This is a genomic window from Pseudomonas sp. FW306-02-D09B (assembly GCF_058782685.1).
This window is the reverse complement of sequence record NZ_JBYSXY010000015.1, coordinates 58,237-73,199: the sequence shown is the minus strand read 5'-3', so window position 1 is coordinate 73,199 and position 14,963 is coordinate 58,237. Positions and strand designations below refer to the sequence as shown.

The following is a 14,963-nucleotide window of genomic DNA, read 5'->3' as shown; positions in this document are numbered from 1 at the left end:
CATGAGAATGGGTAGTTTGTACTTTGCTTCCGATAAAGCAATCTTTGATGCGCTCACACAGCGGAGCCTGACGAGTGCCGAGCTTAGGAAGGTTTTCCTTTCCAGGGGGATCGTGATTTCTAATGAGTCGGATAAGAAAGCTCTAGCCAGCCGGTTCAGCGCGTTGTTCCATGACTACTACGACTACCGAAATCTTTCCCTTCTGGTCGGTGGGCGCGATGGCCGTGAAAAAACTACCAACGTTACTGTCACGACTGAGGTTTCCAAAGACCAACTGACGGACGCTCTGACCTCTGTGAAGGAGTGGTTGATCAATGACCTGCACGAGCAGGCCGAGGTTTCCGTTCAGGGGGATCAGCTCAAGCTCACCGTCAAGTATCAGAAGCTTGATTTCAGCCAGGCCGAATTCCGTCAGGTGGTTGAGAAAATGGCTGAGGTGACTCTTGAGAGGCAGGGCGGCGGTTGGAAGATCACCGGCCCCATGAACGATAAGTTCAAGGACATCACCGAGCAGCTCTACTCTCAGATTGAAATTTTCACTGACAAGGAAGTGGGTACCCGCACCATCTCCTTGGAGGCGATTCCCGATGCAGGCATCAGAACCAACTTCCTTCGAAGTCTGATTCACAATCTCAAGGACATGGAGGTGTTTGATGTGGTCGATGTCTCCACCTTCAACCCAAATGATGGCGAAGATGATGACTTAGACCTGAGTGACGATGCCTTGGTGGTCGAGGACTCGATCGAAATGGAATCAGAGGATGATGCAGAGGATGACGGCGATCCCGAGGTAGAGCTGAGCAGGCCACAGCCCGAGGTCAAGACGCATAAAATCATTCGAATCGACAAGGCTTCCCTGAAAGGCAAGGGCGTTCTGGAGTCGAAGCAGCTGTTGGAGCTTGAAGGCCACGGTTTCTACCTGTGGAAGATTCGATGGAAGGCCCGTGAGAAGCTCGTAGGGTCTGAGATCGTTCTGTTTGAGGCTCAGTTTGGAAACCAGGCCAAGTGCTGCGATTTCTCGTACATCGTCAAAGGTGTCTACAACTACCACAACGGGAAACATGCCAATAACCTGGTACGTGCCAGCTCAGTTGTTGAGCAGAAGCTCAAGATCAGATTGGAGCAGGCGGCGCAAAAGACTTTGGATGATATCGAAAGGAGTCTGAAGAAATGAAGTCGAAGCGGCTGAAGCTCTGGGTTTTGACCGCTCACGTAGACTTTCTTAGCCTCGTGCGCGGGCTGCAACAACAGCCGTTCAATGGTCAAAACCGGGTCGGGCTCGAACCCATTGAAATCCTGGATGGCAAGGCAACCATTCGATATCACGAGCAACGCGATATCACCCAGTCATTCATGAACCCCTTGGGTGAGACAATCGAGTCAAGCTACTCGACCTACATCAGTTTCGACATGGTGTTTGAATCGCTTGGATCGGATCGGTACTCGATCTGCATGAGTTCGCCGCCCAAGGATTTGAAACCGTTCGTGGGGCTCATCCGTGCTGCTACCGGAACGAGCTTCGCGCTGGAGATCGTGAAGCCGGACATCTCTGTCGTCTATGAACAGCTCAAGGGTGATAAGCGTTTTACGAGAGTGATGGCCAAGCGGATCGTCTCAGGAGCGGTGACATTCGATATCGAAAGTAGCTACCGGGTCGATATTGCTTCCACCGGGAATGCCATGACGAAATTGTTGGAGATCACTGGTGGGCGCACCGCTCCGATCGACAAGATAAAAATCGTCTACCAGTACAACTCCAGGCCCGTTCAGATTGAACTGTCTCGGTCAGGCTCTGTTGCGGTGTCGTTGGATGATGAGGAGCATCTGCACCTCCTGACCAGTCTATTGATTCAGTAGCCAGGTCTTGGGTTGGGCTGTGGTGAGGTATCGAGCGAAGGTTGGAAGCGGATCTATCTTCCGATCCAACCTAGCTCATTCCCTCATGATTCTGGTGTAAATCGCAAAAAGCTACTTGCCACCATTACTCTCAGATCGCCAGTATCGATTCACGGTGGTGCGTGCAAGCCACTGGATTGCAGCGGCCTCAGCTGGCGTTTTGCTTTGAGCTTTGAGTGCCAGGAAGGCGTCCTGGTTGTGAGTTTTTACCGGCTGGCCTGAAGCTCGCTGAAGGAGCTTGCCATCCTCTAACTGGCTTTGGATCAGCTCGGCGTCGCCTAACTCGACGGCACATCATCAAGTGCTGCACACCCGAGACGTCATGGGTGCAGCACGAGGCCTACCAATGTCTCGCTACCGTTTGTTTCGAAATGGCTAGCGCCCGAGCAACCTCGGCCTTGGATAGCCCTTCAGCCTTTAAAAGTTGCACATCTTCACGGCGTTTAGCAGCAGCTGCGACCCTGGAATGACTGTCTTCCGGTTTGGCAACGAATCCGCCAAGGGCAGAAACCTCTTTAGATACACGCTTCAGGAGCTCGGTAGGGCTCACGACCTCCTCGGCACCGTATGCCAGAGCAAGAATGGACAGAGGATGAACGCCTAACTGCCGAGCGATTTCATCTAGCTTTTCGACCGTAACGCCACGCTCTGAGCGCTCTATGCGACTCAGGTGTGAAGCGGTTACGCCTTCTTCCAGATCGGTCAGCAGCACCTGATGTTGCCGGCGAACGTGTCTCAACGCAGCGGCGACTGATTGCCTGAGCATTTGGGGCCATTCTCTAAAATACGACTGTATGCCCGGTTTGCTCAGTTCCACTCAATGTCGTATAGTCAAACAAGGAACTATTTAGGCTGGCCCTATGCTCGTACGGACATCGAGCATCTTGAGCTAAGGGCTACCAATATATCGCTTAATCGTCGAACAGGGCTGCCAGCAAGCTCTACGGGGCAGCGTCATGAAAATGTTGATCTATTCAGATTTGCACATCGAATTCGCACCGTTCACGCCCCAAGCAACAGACGCAGACATTGTCGTTCTGGCTGGCGACATCGACACCCAGGCGCGAGGTGTGAAATGGGCCAACGAAACGTTCAGCCAGCCAGTCATTTATTGCGCAGGGAATCACGAGTTCTACAAAGGCCACATCGATCACACGTTGCGCAAAATGCGAGACGCAGCAGCTCCCCATGTGCATGTACTGGAGAACCAGACCTGGATTTGCAACCAAACGCGGTTTTTGGTCACAACGGCTTGGACGGATTTTTCGTCCACCGGAGACGTCGTGGCAGCGACGATGATGTGCGGTCAATGGATGAATGATTTCAGGGCGATCAGAGCTGAGGAGCGCTTCCGCCGGCTGCGGCCAGCAGACGTGATTGAGCGAAACCGTATTGCTTTCGACTTCCTGCTGCATGAGCTCGCCCAGCCGTTTAACGGTAAAACAGTGGTTATTACACATCATTGCCCAGTCCCAGAGGTGGCCGGGGAAAAGCATGACGGCCATCTGAGCGCGGCCTATTCCAACAGATGGCATGCGCTTTTGGAAAAAGCAGACATTTGGATTTTTGGACATACCCATCACTCCATCGATATTGAGTTGGGCGGATGCCGGCTCATCTCAAATCCGCGTGGATATCCTGGCGAGAACACAGGTTTCATTTCGGGTTTCACCATTGAAATCTGATCGCTGATGGCGGGGGTAAACAAGGTGTACTGGATCAAAACCTTCGGAGCAGGGCTGTCCGACTTCAGGCTGCACAGATTGCCTGCAGTCGTAGAACGAGCACGAGCTGCGATCGATGATCCAAACGTTGTCGGTTATCTGCTGTGTGCGCTGGAGCGCCCTCCACGGATGACCGGCTTGCTGTTTTGTGACCATACGCGAAGTTTCCCGGAAGGGTTACCCATTCATACGCCAGCCATCGCTGATCGATACCGGCTCGAAGGCTACGAGGTCGTCATCACGATCGACGGCGGTATGTACGTTGTCGCTCATTGGCTTCATGAAAACGGTGCTTTGGATCGATTCGATAGAGTTCATTGACATCGTCTTCGGGTCGTTTGTGACTATAAAAACCGAGGTCAAGGGTAGTAAGAATGGCTGTTCCGAGAAGTATTGTGGATGCACAAAAAGTTGATTTTGGCGTCCAGGTCACAGGGTACCTGTGCTGCGCTGAATTTAAGCCGCCGTGCATGGTTGGAATTGTGTTTACAGACAAGCGAGGTCGCTTTGCGGATGGGGGAAAGATCCGTACCTCCAAGATCGAAAAGGTCTTTCAGCTTAAGGGTTATCTGCTGTGCGAGACATACAGCGGTAGTCGATATGTGATTTGTCATTGGTGGCATGAAAATGGCGCCGTGCCCGAGATCAACATGATCCACTAACGAAGCGCAGGCTTTTCGATCAGCAGTCAAAGCTGCCCAACATTCACGATGCACGGCTTGCAGAAGCTGACATCAGGATGGCTTTCGTGCAGCTTTAGAAATATTTGAAAAAAACTAGGCAGCGGTGTGCAAACTGAATTGATTGAAGATGTGCTGTATGGCCCAGCCCAGATGCTTGGTGGCTCTCGGCTTGAGGATGATGAGCTTATTAAGCTGGCGCGCGAGGAGTTCGAGGGGCAGCCATTTTGCATTGTTCGAAACTGGATGCTCATCGATCTGATGCTCTCCGACGAGCAGGAAAATGAAATAAGAAAACAGGATCTGCAGCCCTCAGTTCTGTACGCCAATCACGCTGTATTCGACAGTGAAGAACGAATTGCGACCGGCAACGGATTCATTACTGGCTATCAAAAAGACTTCCACGGATGTTTTTTTGAAAGCAAAGACAAGCTGTACATCCTGGCCGGCCGTGGCGCGAGAAAGTACGTGAGTGCGCCTGCTGTTGAAGCGCTACGTGCTTTTAAAAATGCTGACGTTAATGAACGAGTGGCGTGAGCAGCACTGCATGAAAATTTGCCAGGGCCCGCTTCGTAGGCTTTCGGGAGTTTGGGAAAATGCTTTGTATAAGTGCAATGCCTTGCTCGTCCTTGGATTGAATCAGAGGCGCTGATCGAGCACCTATTTCCCGCTGCCTGGGGGTATCGACACCCCCTAGAAACTCTGCGGACTCATCTTGATCAAGACACAGTGAGGCTTCGGTTATTTGCCGATACGTATGGAATCCATCACGCTTCAAATTCACGCGGATGGCCGTTGGCGCGATGCACTGGTGGTCAGCTTCGATTCACCTAGAGGTAGTCTGCGAAGTCGGTGCAACATCAACTATGTGCCCGAATACCTTGCGGATCAGCTCATTCAACTGGGTACGGTGAAGGCGCCGGCCGTCAGTGCGAATCTCCCACTGGAGTGGGATATTCGGCGAGAGCTTGCCCCAGCTTTTCTGCACGATATCATCCCGGCCGGTGCTGCACGTCGGTACATTTTGTCGAGAATGGTAGTGCCGCCAAGGATGTCGATTGATCTCTTTCTGTTGCAGCAACTCACTGCTGCTCCCATTGGGCACATGCGCATAAAAAGCGCGACCGAAACGCTGTATCCCACAAGCGAAGTGACTGATGGGACTACGCGAACTGAGGTTGTTCAGGAAGGTATGGGCTTTCTCGACCAGGCCAGGGAATCGGGATGGCCAATAATCGGCGCGCTCGGGGCCGGGGGCGTAGCTCAAAAAATGCTGCTTGTTGAGGATGCTTTAGGGCAGTTTTATCCCAACGGAGCGCTAGACGACGCAGATGTGTGTCGACATTGGTTCGTTAAGTTCCCGCGTAACAACGCAACCAAGTTAGATCGAGACATCCTGCATTCCGAATACTGCTTTTACCGCGCGCTGGGCCAGTTGGGGATCGACACGATCTCCGCCGAGGGGCTGGCATACGAAGCGGCGAAGGTGCCCAGTATTTGGATGCAAAGATTCGATCGCAAAGTCTCTTCGGGGGGATTGAGCGTATCGCAGTAGAGTCAATGTACTCGCTATGTGGTGTCACCGATTCGGTTATTCGTATGGATCATATCGATGTCGTGGATCGGCTAGCGAAAACATGGATTGCCGCAGACCAAGAATCTGAAATACCCGACATGATTAGCGAATACCTGCGGCGGGATTTGATAAATCTGATTGTCGGGAACACCGACAACCATTGCGGAAACCTCTCGATCCTTCGGAGTAAAGAGCGAGTGAGCTTTGCACCCGTTTACGATCTTGCTCCCATGGTGCTGGATATTGAAGGCATTGTACGAAGCACCCGTTGGCCAACAGCAATGGAACAGTTAGGTTCGGTCGATTGGGCGGCTGTTTGTGCTCACTTCGCGCATAGGGCAGACCCGGAATGGCTGTTCGATCGCTTACGGGCGGATGCTCGGTTGCTACTGGCGTTGCCGGATTTGCTTCAGGATCTAGGACTGCCCCAGGAAGCTTGGCGCTCGCCGATGATTCCGTTGAGTCGGATGGAAGATACGTTTCGTAGTTGGAAGTTGATGTGATTGTTCCACTTCCAAGTAGCCATCACTAGCTTGGAAAGGTGTTTCAGGGACACGCCCGCGCAACTCATCAATCGACATCGAATAGGCACCTGGAGCGAAGTTTTGAGTCTGATTTTTTTCAACGACAGGCGGTCTAAACTGCGCTTTTGAGATAGTATCGTCGGCCGCCAGGTAAGCCCGGACGTAGCGGCTGTGCCTCGAAGCTTGAGCAATGATCAACAGGTTGGAGTGATTCGATGAGCGAGGATCTGGATTCCTCACCCGTTGCAGTGCGTGTAGTTATCAAGGAGTGGATAGATGGGCAGTATGGAAAATATGCGCGTGCCAAAGTTTTGTCCTCCGATCCACCATCGCCCGAAGCAATTTACGCCCCGAAAAAACTGAAAGTCTGGCCTCAGCTGGGGGTTCCATTTGATTGCAAAATCCAAGTGACCAAAAGCGTTTGGCGGGTAGTTGAACTCTCTGAGAATGCCAAGCCCGTCGAGGTTAAGCTTACTGGCGTCGTTGAATTCTGTTCTGGCGTAGCCTCCAAGCGATCATGGCGGATCAGGCTTGTGCCTGAAGCCCATGGAGCAGGCTACGCAACTCTGGATGTGAAGACTCTCAGGGCTGCGAAATTTGCTCATGTGGAGCGTGGTCAAGAGCTGACATTTCTGGCACTGCCAAGTGAAACCGACTGGGTAATCACCAAGCTTCTGACACCTGAGTTGTCGACGGTAATAACCGATCCGGAGACCGAGTTCGTCGCCTATGCACTGCGAGATTGGAGCTCAGATGACACTTCCACGACTGTGCAGTTCGCAATCAAGTTACCCTTTTCGGGAGTCTGGCCTCTGGTGCATGTTTTCTGCACGCTTCTTGAGAAACAATCGATATTGTCCCTTGTGAGTAACAATTTGGATGACTCAGATTCATTGCGTCACGCGCACGAATACGTTGCGCACGCGCAAGACGTCTTACGGGAAGGATCACCCCCGGAGATCGGCAATTTGAGGCTCGGATGCTTGGAGGTCACGCTGGTCTGGAATGCTCGGGGCTACTGGAATATCAAAAGACTTGTGGCTCCCTTATCGATGCGTGAACCGAGCCCCAAAGAGACAATCGACTGGGTTGAAGGCACGGTTGTTTCGGCTGAGCAGCCAAAAAAGAGTCTATCCGTTGACGGGGATGAAGAGCAGTCTCCTGATTCGTCTCTCGTCGAAGAAGATTCGGTTAGAACAGACACGTCAAATGCTGAGTTCGCTTCAGCGGTTATGGCTCCAAGTGAGGGCCCTGGAAAAGAACCGCAAAAAAAGAAAACTCAAAGACTAAAAATCACTGTTGCGATTAAAGATCGACGGATAGGACGCGGGAATGTGGACGGGTATCTCAAGCCTGACGAGATTATTAACGGAAGATTGACTAAGGGTACAAAGGTTGCAGTTCGACTGACTGGCAATCCTCCGCATTGGTATGTTGGACGTCTGCATCGTTCGCTACCCCAACGAGGTGAGGTATGAGAGGGAGGCTAAGTGAGTTTCTGAAGAGCCTCGCCTCTCTATTCTCTACGATCCAGATAAATAACGCTCCGGCACCCATAAATCTCATACCGGCTGCCGAACCCGTAATCACACCTACGAAAGTCAGCATTCTGACCAGTAAGCCGCGCTCGCCTGTTCTACCTCCTGAAGATGTTGCGGCCTATTGGAAAAATGGTTTGGATTATGTCAACTTTCGGTCATTCGGTGAGAAGTCAAAGGATGCGGTTGCGCACAAACTGGTCTTGTCTTTACTCGACGTTACCCAAGTCGCAACTCAGATAGAAGAGGCGCAGGACGCAGCAGCCGGCGAAGATGTGAATGTTGTATTACTGCTGTGCCAAGTGAGCAAGAGTGACCGAAGCCTCGTCAATCGTCATCCACTTCTCGCTGTACCCGCAGTTCTCATAGAACAGAAATTTCTAGCCCCTCGCACTTCGGCTGCGCCTGTCCTGAATCCAGCTTATCTATTCCCCGACCAAAAAGCAGACACGTTTGCGATTGGGGATGCTCATTTGGGCAATGAGCGAATGTTTATCGCACTGTCACAGCTCTCAACGGACAAGTCTCTCCAACTGGATTGGGTGACCTGGTGGTCGACAGCATTGAACGTAGTGCGCGATCTGTTGAAGATCGACAAAGACGATTCGCCACTCCATAAACTGTCAGAACTCGCCAACGGGATCACGCCACCCAAGGCTCGACACAGCTCCAAAGAAGCAGATTGGGTTCTCAAGGCTGCCGTGTTTCCAGCACAGGGATCCGCGTCGAAAGCCATGGTGGACGCGTATTCAAGCTTCCTTGATCCCCAAGAGCGTCCCAAGGTAGCTTTATTTGAGCGGATTTGTGGTGGTGAACATGCACTTCAAGCCGCCGAAATGCCGCCGTTCATAGCCGACCTGATTACCGGCCACATTGACGAGTACGACGAGTCGAAAGGAAACCGTCCGTTGTTCCCGCTGGACGATTCTCAACGCAGAGCTGCTGGGGCTGTAGCAAACCTTCAAGAAGGTGAAGTTCAGGCGATCAACGGGCCGCCCGGTAGCGGGAAAACCTCGATGCTGCGTGCTGTAGTTGCTAGCCGGTGGGTCAGTGCGGCCTTAAACCAGGAAGCGTGTCCGATTATCGTCGCGTGTGGTGCGACCAACCAATCGGTTACGAATGTTATTGAAGCATTCGGCAAAGCACCTCACCCCGACGAGTCATTGTTTCATGCAAAGCGGTGGATTGAAGGTGTACCTAGCTACGGTGCATATTTCCCCTCTAAAAGCGTCTTGGGCGCCGCAGATAAACAAGCAGAGCTTGCTCGGTTTATCTGTATCCAAAGCGATCACGGCTCAACTGGGATGCTTTGGGTCTATCGGGATCGGCCAGGTGTTCTGGCACCCAATAGCGCTCTGGAGTTTGAGGAAATCTATCTTGCGCATGCTCGAAGAGCTTTTCCCGGATTTACCATGTTTGACATGGAGAGCGCCGTAAAGGTTGTTCATCAAAAGCTGCAAGATATTGTCAAACGTAGGGACGAATTTTTAGCAGCATTAGCGCAGGGTAATCCGCAGTGGCAGCCGCTGCTCGAAAGCGCTCGCCCAAACACTGCGACAGTTTGGCCTTCAGAGCGTCACGGTCAGTTGGACGAATTGATCAACAAGCTCAAAAAGAATCATAAGGACGCTGACGCTGCAAGAGGGGCAATCGACCTGACGTTTAGCTGCGATGCCTTTCATTGGGCAGCGAGGTATTGGGAAGGGCGCTTCCTACTTTCACAGCGCGAGCGACTGTTCTCCCGCCATCCTGCCAATGTTGAAGAGTCATTGCGTAGGTTGTGCATGTTGACTCCCTGCCTGGTCTCTACCCTGCATAACGTGTCGTCACTAGGAAAAATACAGCCACTGTTTGAAGGAGACCGTGCGATTCAGCATGCGCTTTCCCTGTTTGACCTGCTTGTGATTGATGAGGCAGGGCAGGCCTCCCCGGAACTTGCAGGCCCAGCGCTGCTAATGGCCAAAAGAGCTGCGGTGGTCGGGGATCTGAAACAACTAGAGCCTATATGGAACCATAACGCATTAAGCGAAATTGCCGTTGCGTCAGTTGCCCGGGTGTTTGACCGTATTAACGATCTGAAGCAAGCACGTCTGTCGATCGCTGACGGTAGCGTTCTGGCTGCTGCTCGAATGGTGTCCAAGTGGCGTGAAGAAAAGGATCTAGGTATCACCCTGAGGTACCACTACCGCTGCAAGCCCAGCATCATTGGCTACTGCAATGCATTGAGCTACGACAACACCTTGTTGCCCAGAACCAAAGAAGGCACTCCCGGGCACGAGCCTGCAATGTCCTGGGTGTCTATTGAAAATAAACCTGTTCGAAGGGGTGGATCGCTCTGCAACTCGGAGGAAGCCGAACACATCACGAGCTGGATCGCTGAGCGTTGGCCTGTTTGGCAGACAGAACCAGGCACACGGGGTAAACCGCTGAAGGACATTGTCGCGCTGATTACGGCTTACCGTCCGCAAGCGAACCTTTTGCGGTCTGAGCTCGAAAAGGTGTTTGGCCAACTACGAGGGACAGGCGGTATCGATTGGCCAACAGAAAAAGACATTGAAAAGGTGACCGTCGGTACTGTGCACCAGCTCCAAGGCGCGGAGCGGCCCATCGTCTGCTTTAGCCTAGTTGAAGGCCCAGACGAAGCCGCTGGCAGTTTCATGGATCGAGACGCATCGTTGTTGAACGTGGCGGTGTCGCGAGCGAAGTCCTCTTTCATCGTGTTTGGTCACCCCCAACGGCTATTCCCCGCCGTTGGTGCAAACGAAGCCGGACTTGCGCCTATCCATTTCCTTGGGGCTTATCTGCGCAAAACCCCTCAGGCGCGACTGCTTTATCCGAGACGATTGGTGGTGATTGAGGCTGGTGGTAAGCAACAGACCCTCTCTCAAATCCTAGGTAAGAGCTGTGCAGTAATTGCGACTCACGGAGCCCTACAGTATTTGCCGATTAAAGGCGGAATAGATGTCCCTGCGGGGCTCATTCCCTTACCTCTAAATGAAGAGAGCGCCGGTGCATTCCTGCGGGAAGTGAACAAACTCATCGACGCGGTAGAAGACATCGTTATTGCCACTGACGACGACCGGATGGGGGAGCTCATCGCGTGGCAGGTGGAGCAGTTGCTCAAGGATCGTGCCGAGCACAAGAGTTTTCTACGCATTCGATTGGGCGCAATTAATGCCCCCGCGATAAGGGCTGCCTTCGGCTCTCCGGGCGCGCTTGATAAGCGCAAAGTGGCAGCAGAGTCTGTTCGGGAGATCACGGATTTACTGGTGACACAACGTTTTTGTCGCGACGAAGTGCGGCGGCGCAAAGTTGATATGCATGAGCTTGACTCCTTGGTTGCTTGTGGGGCGTGTGCACCTGCTCATGGAGGTGAACCTAGATTCAAGCTGGTGGGGCGCGTTCAGGCCTCGATCCTGCGGTTAATCCTCAATCACGCACGTCGCGCAGCATCGTTGCAGTCGTTTAGTAGAGTGCGTGTTACTGCAAATGTGAGTGGGCAAAAACTGAACGGGTACCTCTTCCACATTGGCGAGCAGCGCGATCTTACCCAGACACACGTTGTTCAACAGATCATCGCCAAAGTAAAAGCGGCGAAACTGGAGCTTCTGGGCTTACCGGAAATTATCAGGGAGAAAGTGCAGGTTCCTGTCGCAGGAACATTCTCTATTTTGGCCGAGGCTTGGCAAAGATTTGGACACCTTCCTTGGGTGAGCATGGTGGCTCTGCAATCGTTGTATGACGGTTCATGGAGCAAATCAGGCGGTGAGGATACCTTTGAACCTGTAGAGCCGATCATTCCCACTCTCGCGAGGAATGGACATCCGCCCGTTACACCTCTGGATCGCGCAGCCCCCCCGACGGTACTTAAAGGCACGTTCAGTGACCCTGTATGCCACGACATCTACACACTCATATGGGAGCGATTTAGCTTCGCAGAGTCCGTCGGTGACGTAGGTCTGCCGATGACGCGGATTCGAGTCGACTACAAGTTTTCCGGGGGGCAGCGGTTGGGCGTCCGTTTTGAAGGCGCCGGTAGTGAAGGGATGACGCCAGAGCAACTTCGACTTCTTGAACAGTCTGTGTCCGAGAACGGTGCTTCCTTTTTGCAATACAACTTTTCAGAGATTCCGCAAGCGGCTCTGATTTTCGAAAGCGAGTCTGCGGGACGCTGGATCATGTCTATGGATCAGTTGTTGCTTGAGATGGAGCGGATGAATATCGGCCGCCCATCGACCTGTGCTTCTGCACTTCAAGCGCTTGTCAAAAAACGCTTACTGGAGCCGCCGGTGGATAAAGGGCAACTCCGGTTGACTGCATCAGGATTGAAGACAGCATTAGCGTTGGAGTCATCGGAAAGTGAGCTGTCCTCCCCTCAATTCTGTACTCAGCTTGCGCAGCTCCTGGATGGCGTTGAACGCGGCGAGTTACAGGTGCACGACGCTTTCGGCGAGCTGCTGCCTCTGTTGATACCTGATGAAACGGATCGCTCGACAGTGCAGGGAAATATCTGGAATTCGTTGGAAAGCCTGGAGGCGTTTCAGCGCAATCGCTCCCCAAGCAGGAAAGGTGGAGGATTGATTACCTCTCCGTCTGTGGCTGATCAAGCATGAGTGGCGGCTTAACGTCTTACCCTCGCACAGGGGGAGGAGGAGGTTCGAGTGGGCCTCAGATTGAAGGTTTGATCAAAGCTTTGTTGATCCCCGGAGGCCATTCCCTGCAGGTAGAGGGCGATCGCTTGATTCAACTTCTACAGCAAGCAGTGGGCACCATGTCCCCTCAGAGTCTAATCATCTATGGGCGGCGTGCGCGTGATGCGCTGTTTGTAGCTCGTCTCAACAAGTCGTTGGCTTTTGCTAGACACTTGCAAGCTATGGAGCTCTGTGCGCAAGCTTGGAAAAGCCTGCATTCTTTGGACAACACCGCGCTAAAAGGCCGATCGGATGCTGCTCAGCAAAGATTGAAGCTGCACTTCGCTCAAGGCGGAACGCTTCCTGAACTGCGCGCAATCAAGGAAGAGATGGGGCTGATTGCGTGGCTGTATGAAACTTCTGCCCTGTTGGGAGAGGATTTGGCCGCAGGCGTTGTATCCCAGGCGACCACGTACCCCGCAAGCCGCTATGTGGGGGCTAGAGACTCTTCTGGAGTCCTTGCTTATTTGGAGTGTGCAGGCGCTTACAATGTAAATGTGATGGTGCGTGTGACGATACCGGGTGCATCCCAGCCCCTGTTGATGGTGGGGGAGGCTAAGGGTGGAAAAAGTGGTTTCGGTGTGGTCAAAACGTCCAGTTTCATTCATGCGATGGGCCATTTAAGCCCGACGGTTAGTCAGAATGAGATCATGTACGCGCCATCGCGTGCGCTGTATATGCAAAAAGCCGTAAAGAAATGGAAAAAAGGCACTCCACCAGACCACGTTGTTGCCAGGCAGCAAGCGGGATTATTGATTTTGGATGCCTATCGGTCGCTGAGCCTTTGTTATGTCACCGCCAGAGGGGATGCGACAGTCAATAGCCCAATCCGGACGTCAAGAGTGAATGCTGAATGCAAATAAATATGGGAAAGCCTTTCAAACATCAAGCGCTAGCCAAGGAAATGGCGAGTGAGGCTCTGAAGGACAATCAGGCCGCGTTCGAGCAAATGGAGAATAACTGGAGTATTGCGCGCGCCAGTAAAGACATAACCATAGCGTTAGCCGCGCGTGGGGGGGTGTTTGAGTCGCTGGCCGCTGCGGCTATTCTTGGAAAGTCGTCCGACTTGGAAAAGGGCGCAAGGTTTGTCATCAAATGGGGCTGCGAGCTTGCGCAGTTTTTCCGTCCTGCGCCCGAGCTCTTGCTGGTTGAACTCAGCTTGGCGATCGGCTTAGGCGATCACAACGCTCGTCGACAGCTAGCGCAAGCCATTCTCAAGCACGCACCATCTGATGATTTCTACAGTTTGGAACGCGCCCAAGCACAGACCCTAGCTGCTCTGGTCGATCTAGATTATGACGTTGCCACGCGTCATGCTAATCGGCTGCTTGAGGCATCCCAAAGTGGGGAGTTCAACAAGGCAGAGAGTTTGTTGGCTGCATCTTGGGCAAAGGTTTTCCGTAATTTGGCCCTTCAGAATTTTCAGGGTTGTTTTGAGGCGCTCGTAATCAGCCACGCAGAATTTTCGCGGCAGGTTGATCAAGACTTGGGGCGGCTGCAGCGAGGCAGAGAAACAGACGTTATGGTTTTCGACATGGTTGATTGGTCAGCGAATGCTGTCGATCGTCTGCTGCGCGATTTCGGGTACAAACTCGATGCTCGCCAAAAGTTTGATTCGGCCCAAGGGCCGGATTTCTAGCGACTGTATCTAAGGCAGAGTAGGTGGGTCATGGGAGCTATCGTTGAATTTTATTCCTCGCAGCGGCGCGAGGACATCGCTAAGTCGTTTGGGCGCGGTTCACCTACTTTGGTGGGCAGTATTTCTATCAACTCTCACATGATAGAAGCCATGTTGGCAGCCCTTTCTGGCACCGATCTAAAAGGTCTGGTGGGTGATGGTAGTGATGCTGCTCGTTCACTATTTGTTCCGCTATCTGATTTGACTAAGCTCAAAGCGCAAATAGCAGCTCTGTCACAGCACGCCGACGAGCTTCTGAGCGAGATATTTGAGGCGATCGAAGACGCGATTGATGAGGCTGTCTGGGCCAAGCGGGGGCTGCTCATAGTCTTGAATTAGGTGAGCTGAACTCCCATTTTCGACCAGTAGGATCTCTCCATTTTCCAATGGCTGAAAAATATATTTTTTTCTGCCCTTGAAAAATTTTTTGTGCGACGGATCTCTATATTTGAGGGCAACAAAAAATCAGCAATCTCGGCGCCCCACCTCCCGTCGATCCTGCTGAGGAAGCGGTGCTGGTATTTTGCTTTTGTGGTGCTTCTGCTTTTGTCCTTTTTCCTACGATTTATCCTGCTGACGCTGACGCTGACGCTGACGCTGACGCTGACGCTGACGCTGACGCTGACGCTGACGCTGACGCTGACGCTGACGCTGAC

At 52.6% G+C, this 14,963-nt stretch carries 14 protein-coding genes; 13 read left to right on the top strand and 1 reads right to left on the bottom strand.

The genetic code is table 11. From position 1 onward, the window contains the following. Position 1: 1 nt before the first annotated feature. The gene (locus AC3WK5_RS22700) at positions 2–1,174 is read left to right on the top strand and encodes a hypothetical protein (protein ID WP_256585298.1); all 1,173 of its coding nucleotides are present in this window, start codon (positions 2–4) and stop codon (positions 1,172–1,174) included. Further along, complete coding sequence (locus tag AC3WK5_RS22695) at positions 1,171–1,857, top strand: hypothetical protein (RefSeq protein WP_103319315.1); 687 nt, start codon at positions 1,171–1,173, stop codon at positions 1,855–1,857. Before AC3WK5_RS22700 ends, AC3WK5_RS22695 begins: the two co-directional genes overlap by 4 nt. Before the next feature lie 379 nt (positions 1,858–2,236). Here the strand turns inward: AC3WK5_RS22695 and AC3WK5_RS22690 are convergent, their stop codons facing one another. Then, a complete protein-coding gene (locus AC3WK5_RS22690; protein WP_256585299.1) occupies positions 2,237–2,713 on the bottom strand; it encodes a helix-turn-helix domain-containing protein in 477 nt (158 codons plus the stop codon). A 139-nt stretch (positions 2,714–2,852) separates the two neighbouring features. Here AC3WK5_RS22690 and AC3WK5_RS22685 point away from each other — a divergent pair, with 139 nt between their 5' ends. The 11 genes from AC3WK5_RS22685 (at position 2,853) to AC3WK5_RS22635 (ending at position 14,646) form a co-directional block, all read left to right on the top strand. Then, a complete protein-coding gene (locus tag AC3WK5_RS22685; protein ID WP_103319319.1) occupies positions 2,853–3,581 on the top strand; it encodes a metallophosphoesterase in 729 nt (242 codons plus the stop codon). Positions 3,582–3,605: 24 nt separating this feature from the next. Further along, positions 3,606–3,941, top strand: a complete 336-nt coding sequence (locus tag AC3WK5_RS22680) for a hypothetical protein (protein WP_256585300.1) — start codon at positions 3,606–3,608, stop codon at positions 3,939–3,941. A 53-nt stretch (positions 3,942–3,994) separates the two neighbouring features. After that, positions 3,995–4,282 (top strand): hypothetical protein, encoded by a 288-nt coding sequence (locus AC3WK5_RS22675; RefSeq protein ID WP_103319323.1) that lies wholly within the window; start codon positions 3,995–3,997, stop codon positions 4,280–4,282. Positions 4,283–4,408: 126 nt separating this feature from the next. Continuing rightward, positions 4,409–4,837: a DUF6957 family protein gene (locus tag AC3WK5_RS22670; protein ID WP_103319325.1), complete on the top strand. Its 429-nt coding sequence runs from the start codon at positions 4,409–4,411 to the stop codon at positions 4,835–4,837. Positions 4,838–5,057: 220 nt separating this feature from the next. Continuing rightward, on the top strand, positions 5,058–5,855 hold the full coding sequence (locus tag AC3WK5_RS22665; protein ID WP_256585301.1) for a HipA domain-containing protein: 798 nt from the start codon (positions 5,058–5,060) through the stop codon (positions 5,853–5,855). A 44-nt stretch (positions 5,856–5,899) separates the two neighbouring features. Further along, positions 5,900–6,379, top strand: coding sequence for a HipA domain-containing protein (locus AC3WK5_RS22660; protein ID WP_256585302.1), 480 nt, complete (start codon positions 5,900–5,902; stop codon positions 6,377–6,379). 236 nt (positions 6,380–6,615) lie between these two features. Then, complete coding sequence (locus AC3WK5_RS22655; RefSeq protein ID WP_103319327.1) at positions 6,616–7,878, top strand: hypothetical protein; 1,263 nt, start codon at positions 6,616–6,618, stop codon at positions 7,876–7,878. Then, positions 7,875–12,551 carry an AAA domain-containing protein gene (locus AC3WK5_RS22650; protein WP_103319330.1) on the top strand — a complete coding sequence of 1,559 codons (4,677 nt, stop codon included), beginning with the start codon at positions 7,875–7,877 and terminating at the stop codon, positions 12,549–12,551. The genes AC3WK5_RS22655 and AC3WK5_RS22650 overlap by 4 nt, the downstream gene beginning before the upstream one ends. A gap of 125 nt (positions 12,552–12,676) precedes the next feature. Continuing rightward, the gene (locus AC3WK5_RS22645) at positions 12,677–13,492 is read left to right on the top strand and encodes a hypothetical protein (RefSeq protein WP_146039834.1); all 816 of its coding nucleotides are present in this window, start codon (positions 12,677–12,679) and stop codon (positions 13,490–13,492) included. Then, entirely contained in the window at positions 13,483–14,268 is a 786-nt protein-coding gene (locus tag AC3WK5_RS22640; RefSeq protein ID WP_146039835.1) for a hypothetical protein, read from the top strand. Before AC3WK5_RS22645 ends, AC3WK5_RS22640 begins: the two co-directional genes overlap by 10 nt. A 30-nt stretch (positions 14,269–14,298) precedes the next feature. After that, positions 14,299–14,646, top strand: coding sequence for a hypothetical protein (locus AC3WK5_RS22635; protein ID WP_103319336.1), 348 nt, complete (start codon positions 14,299–14,301; stop codon positions 14,644–14,646). Positions 14,647–14,963: the final 317 nt, after the last annotated feature.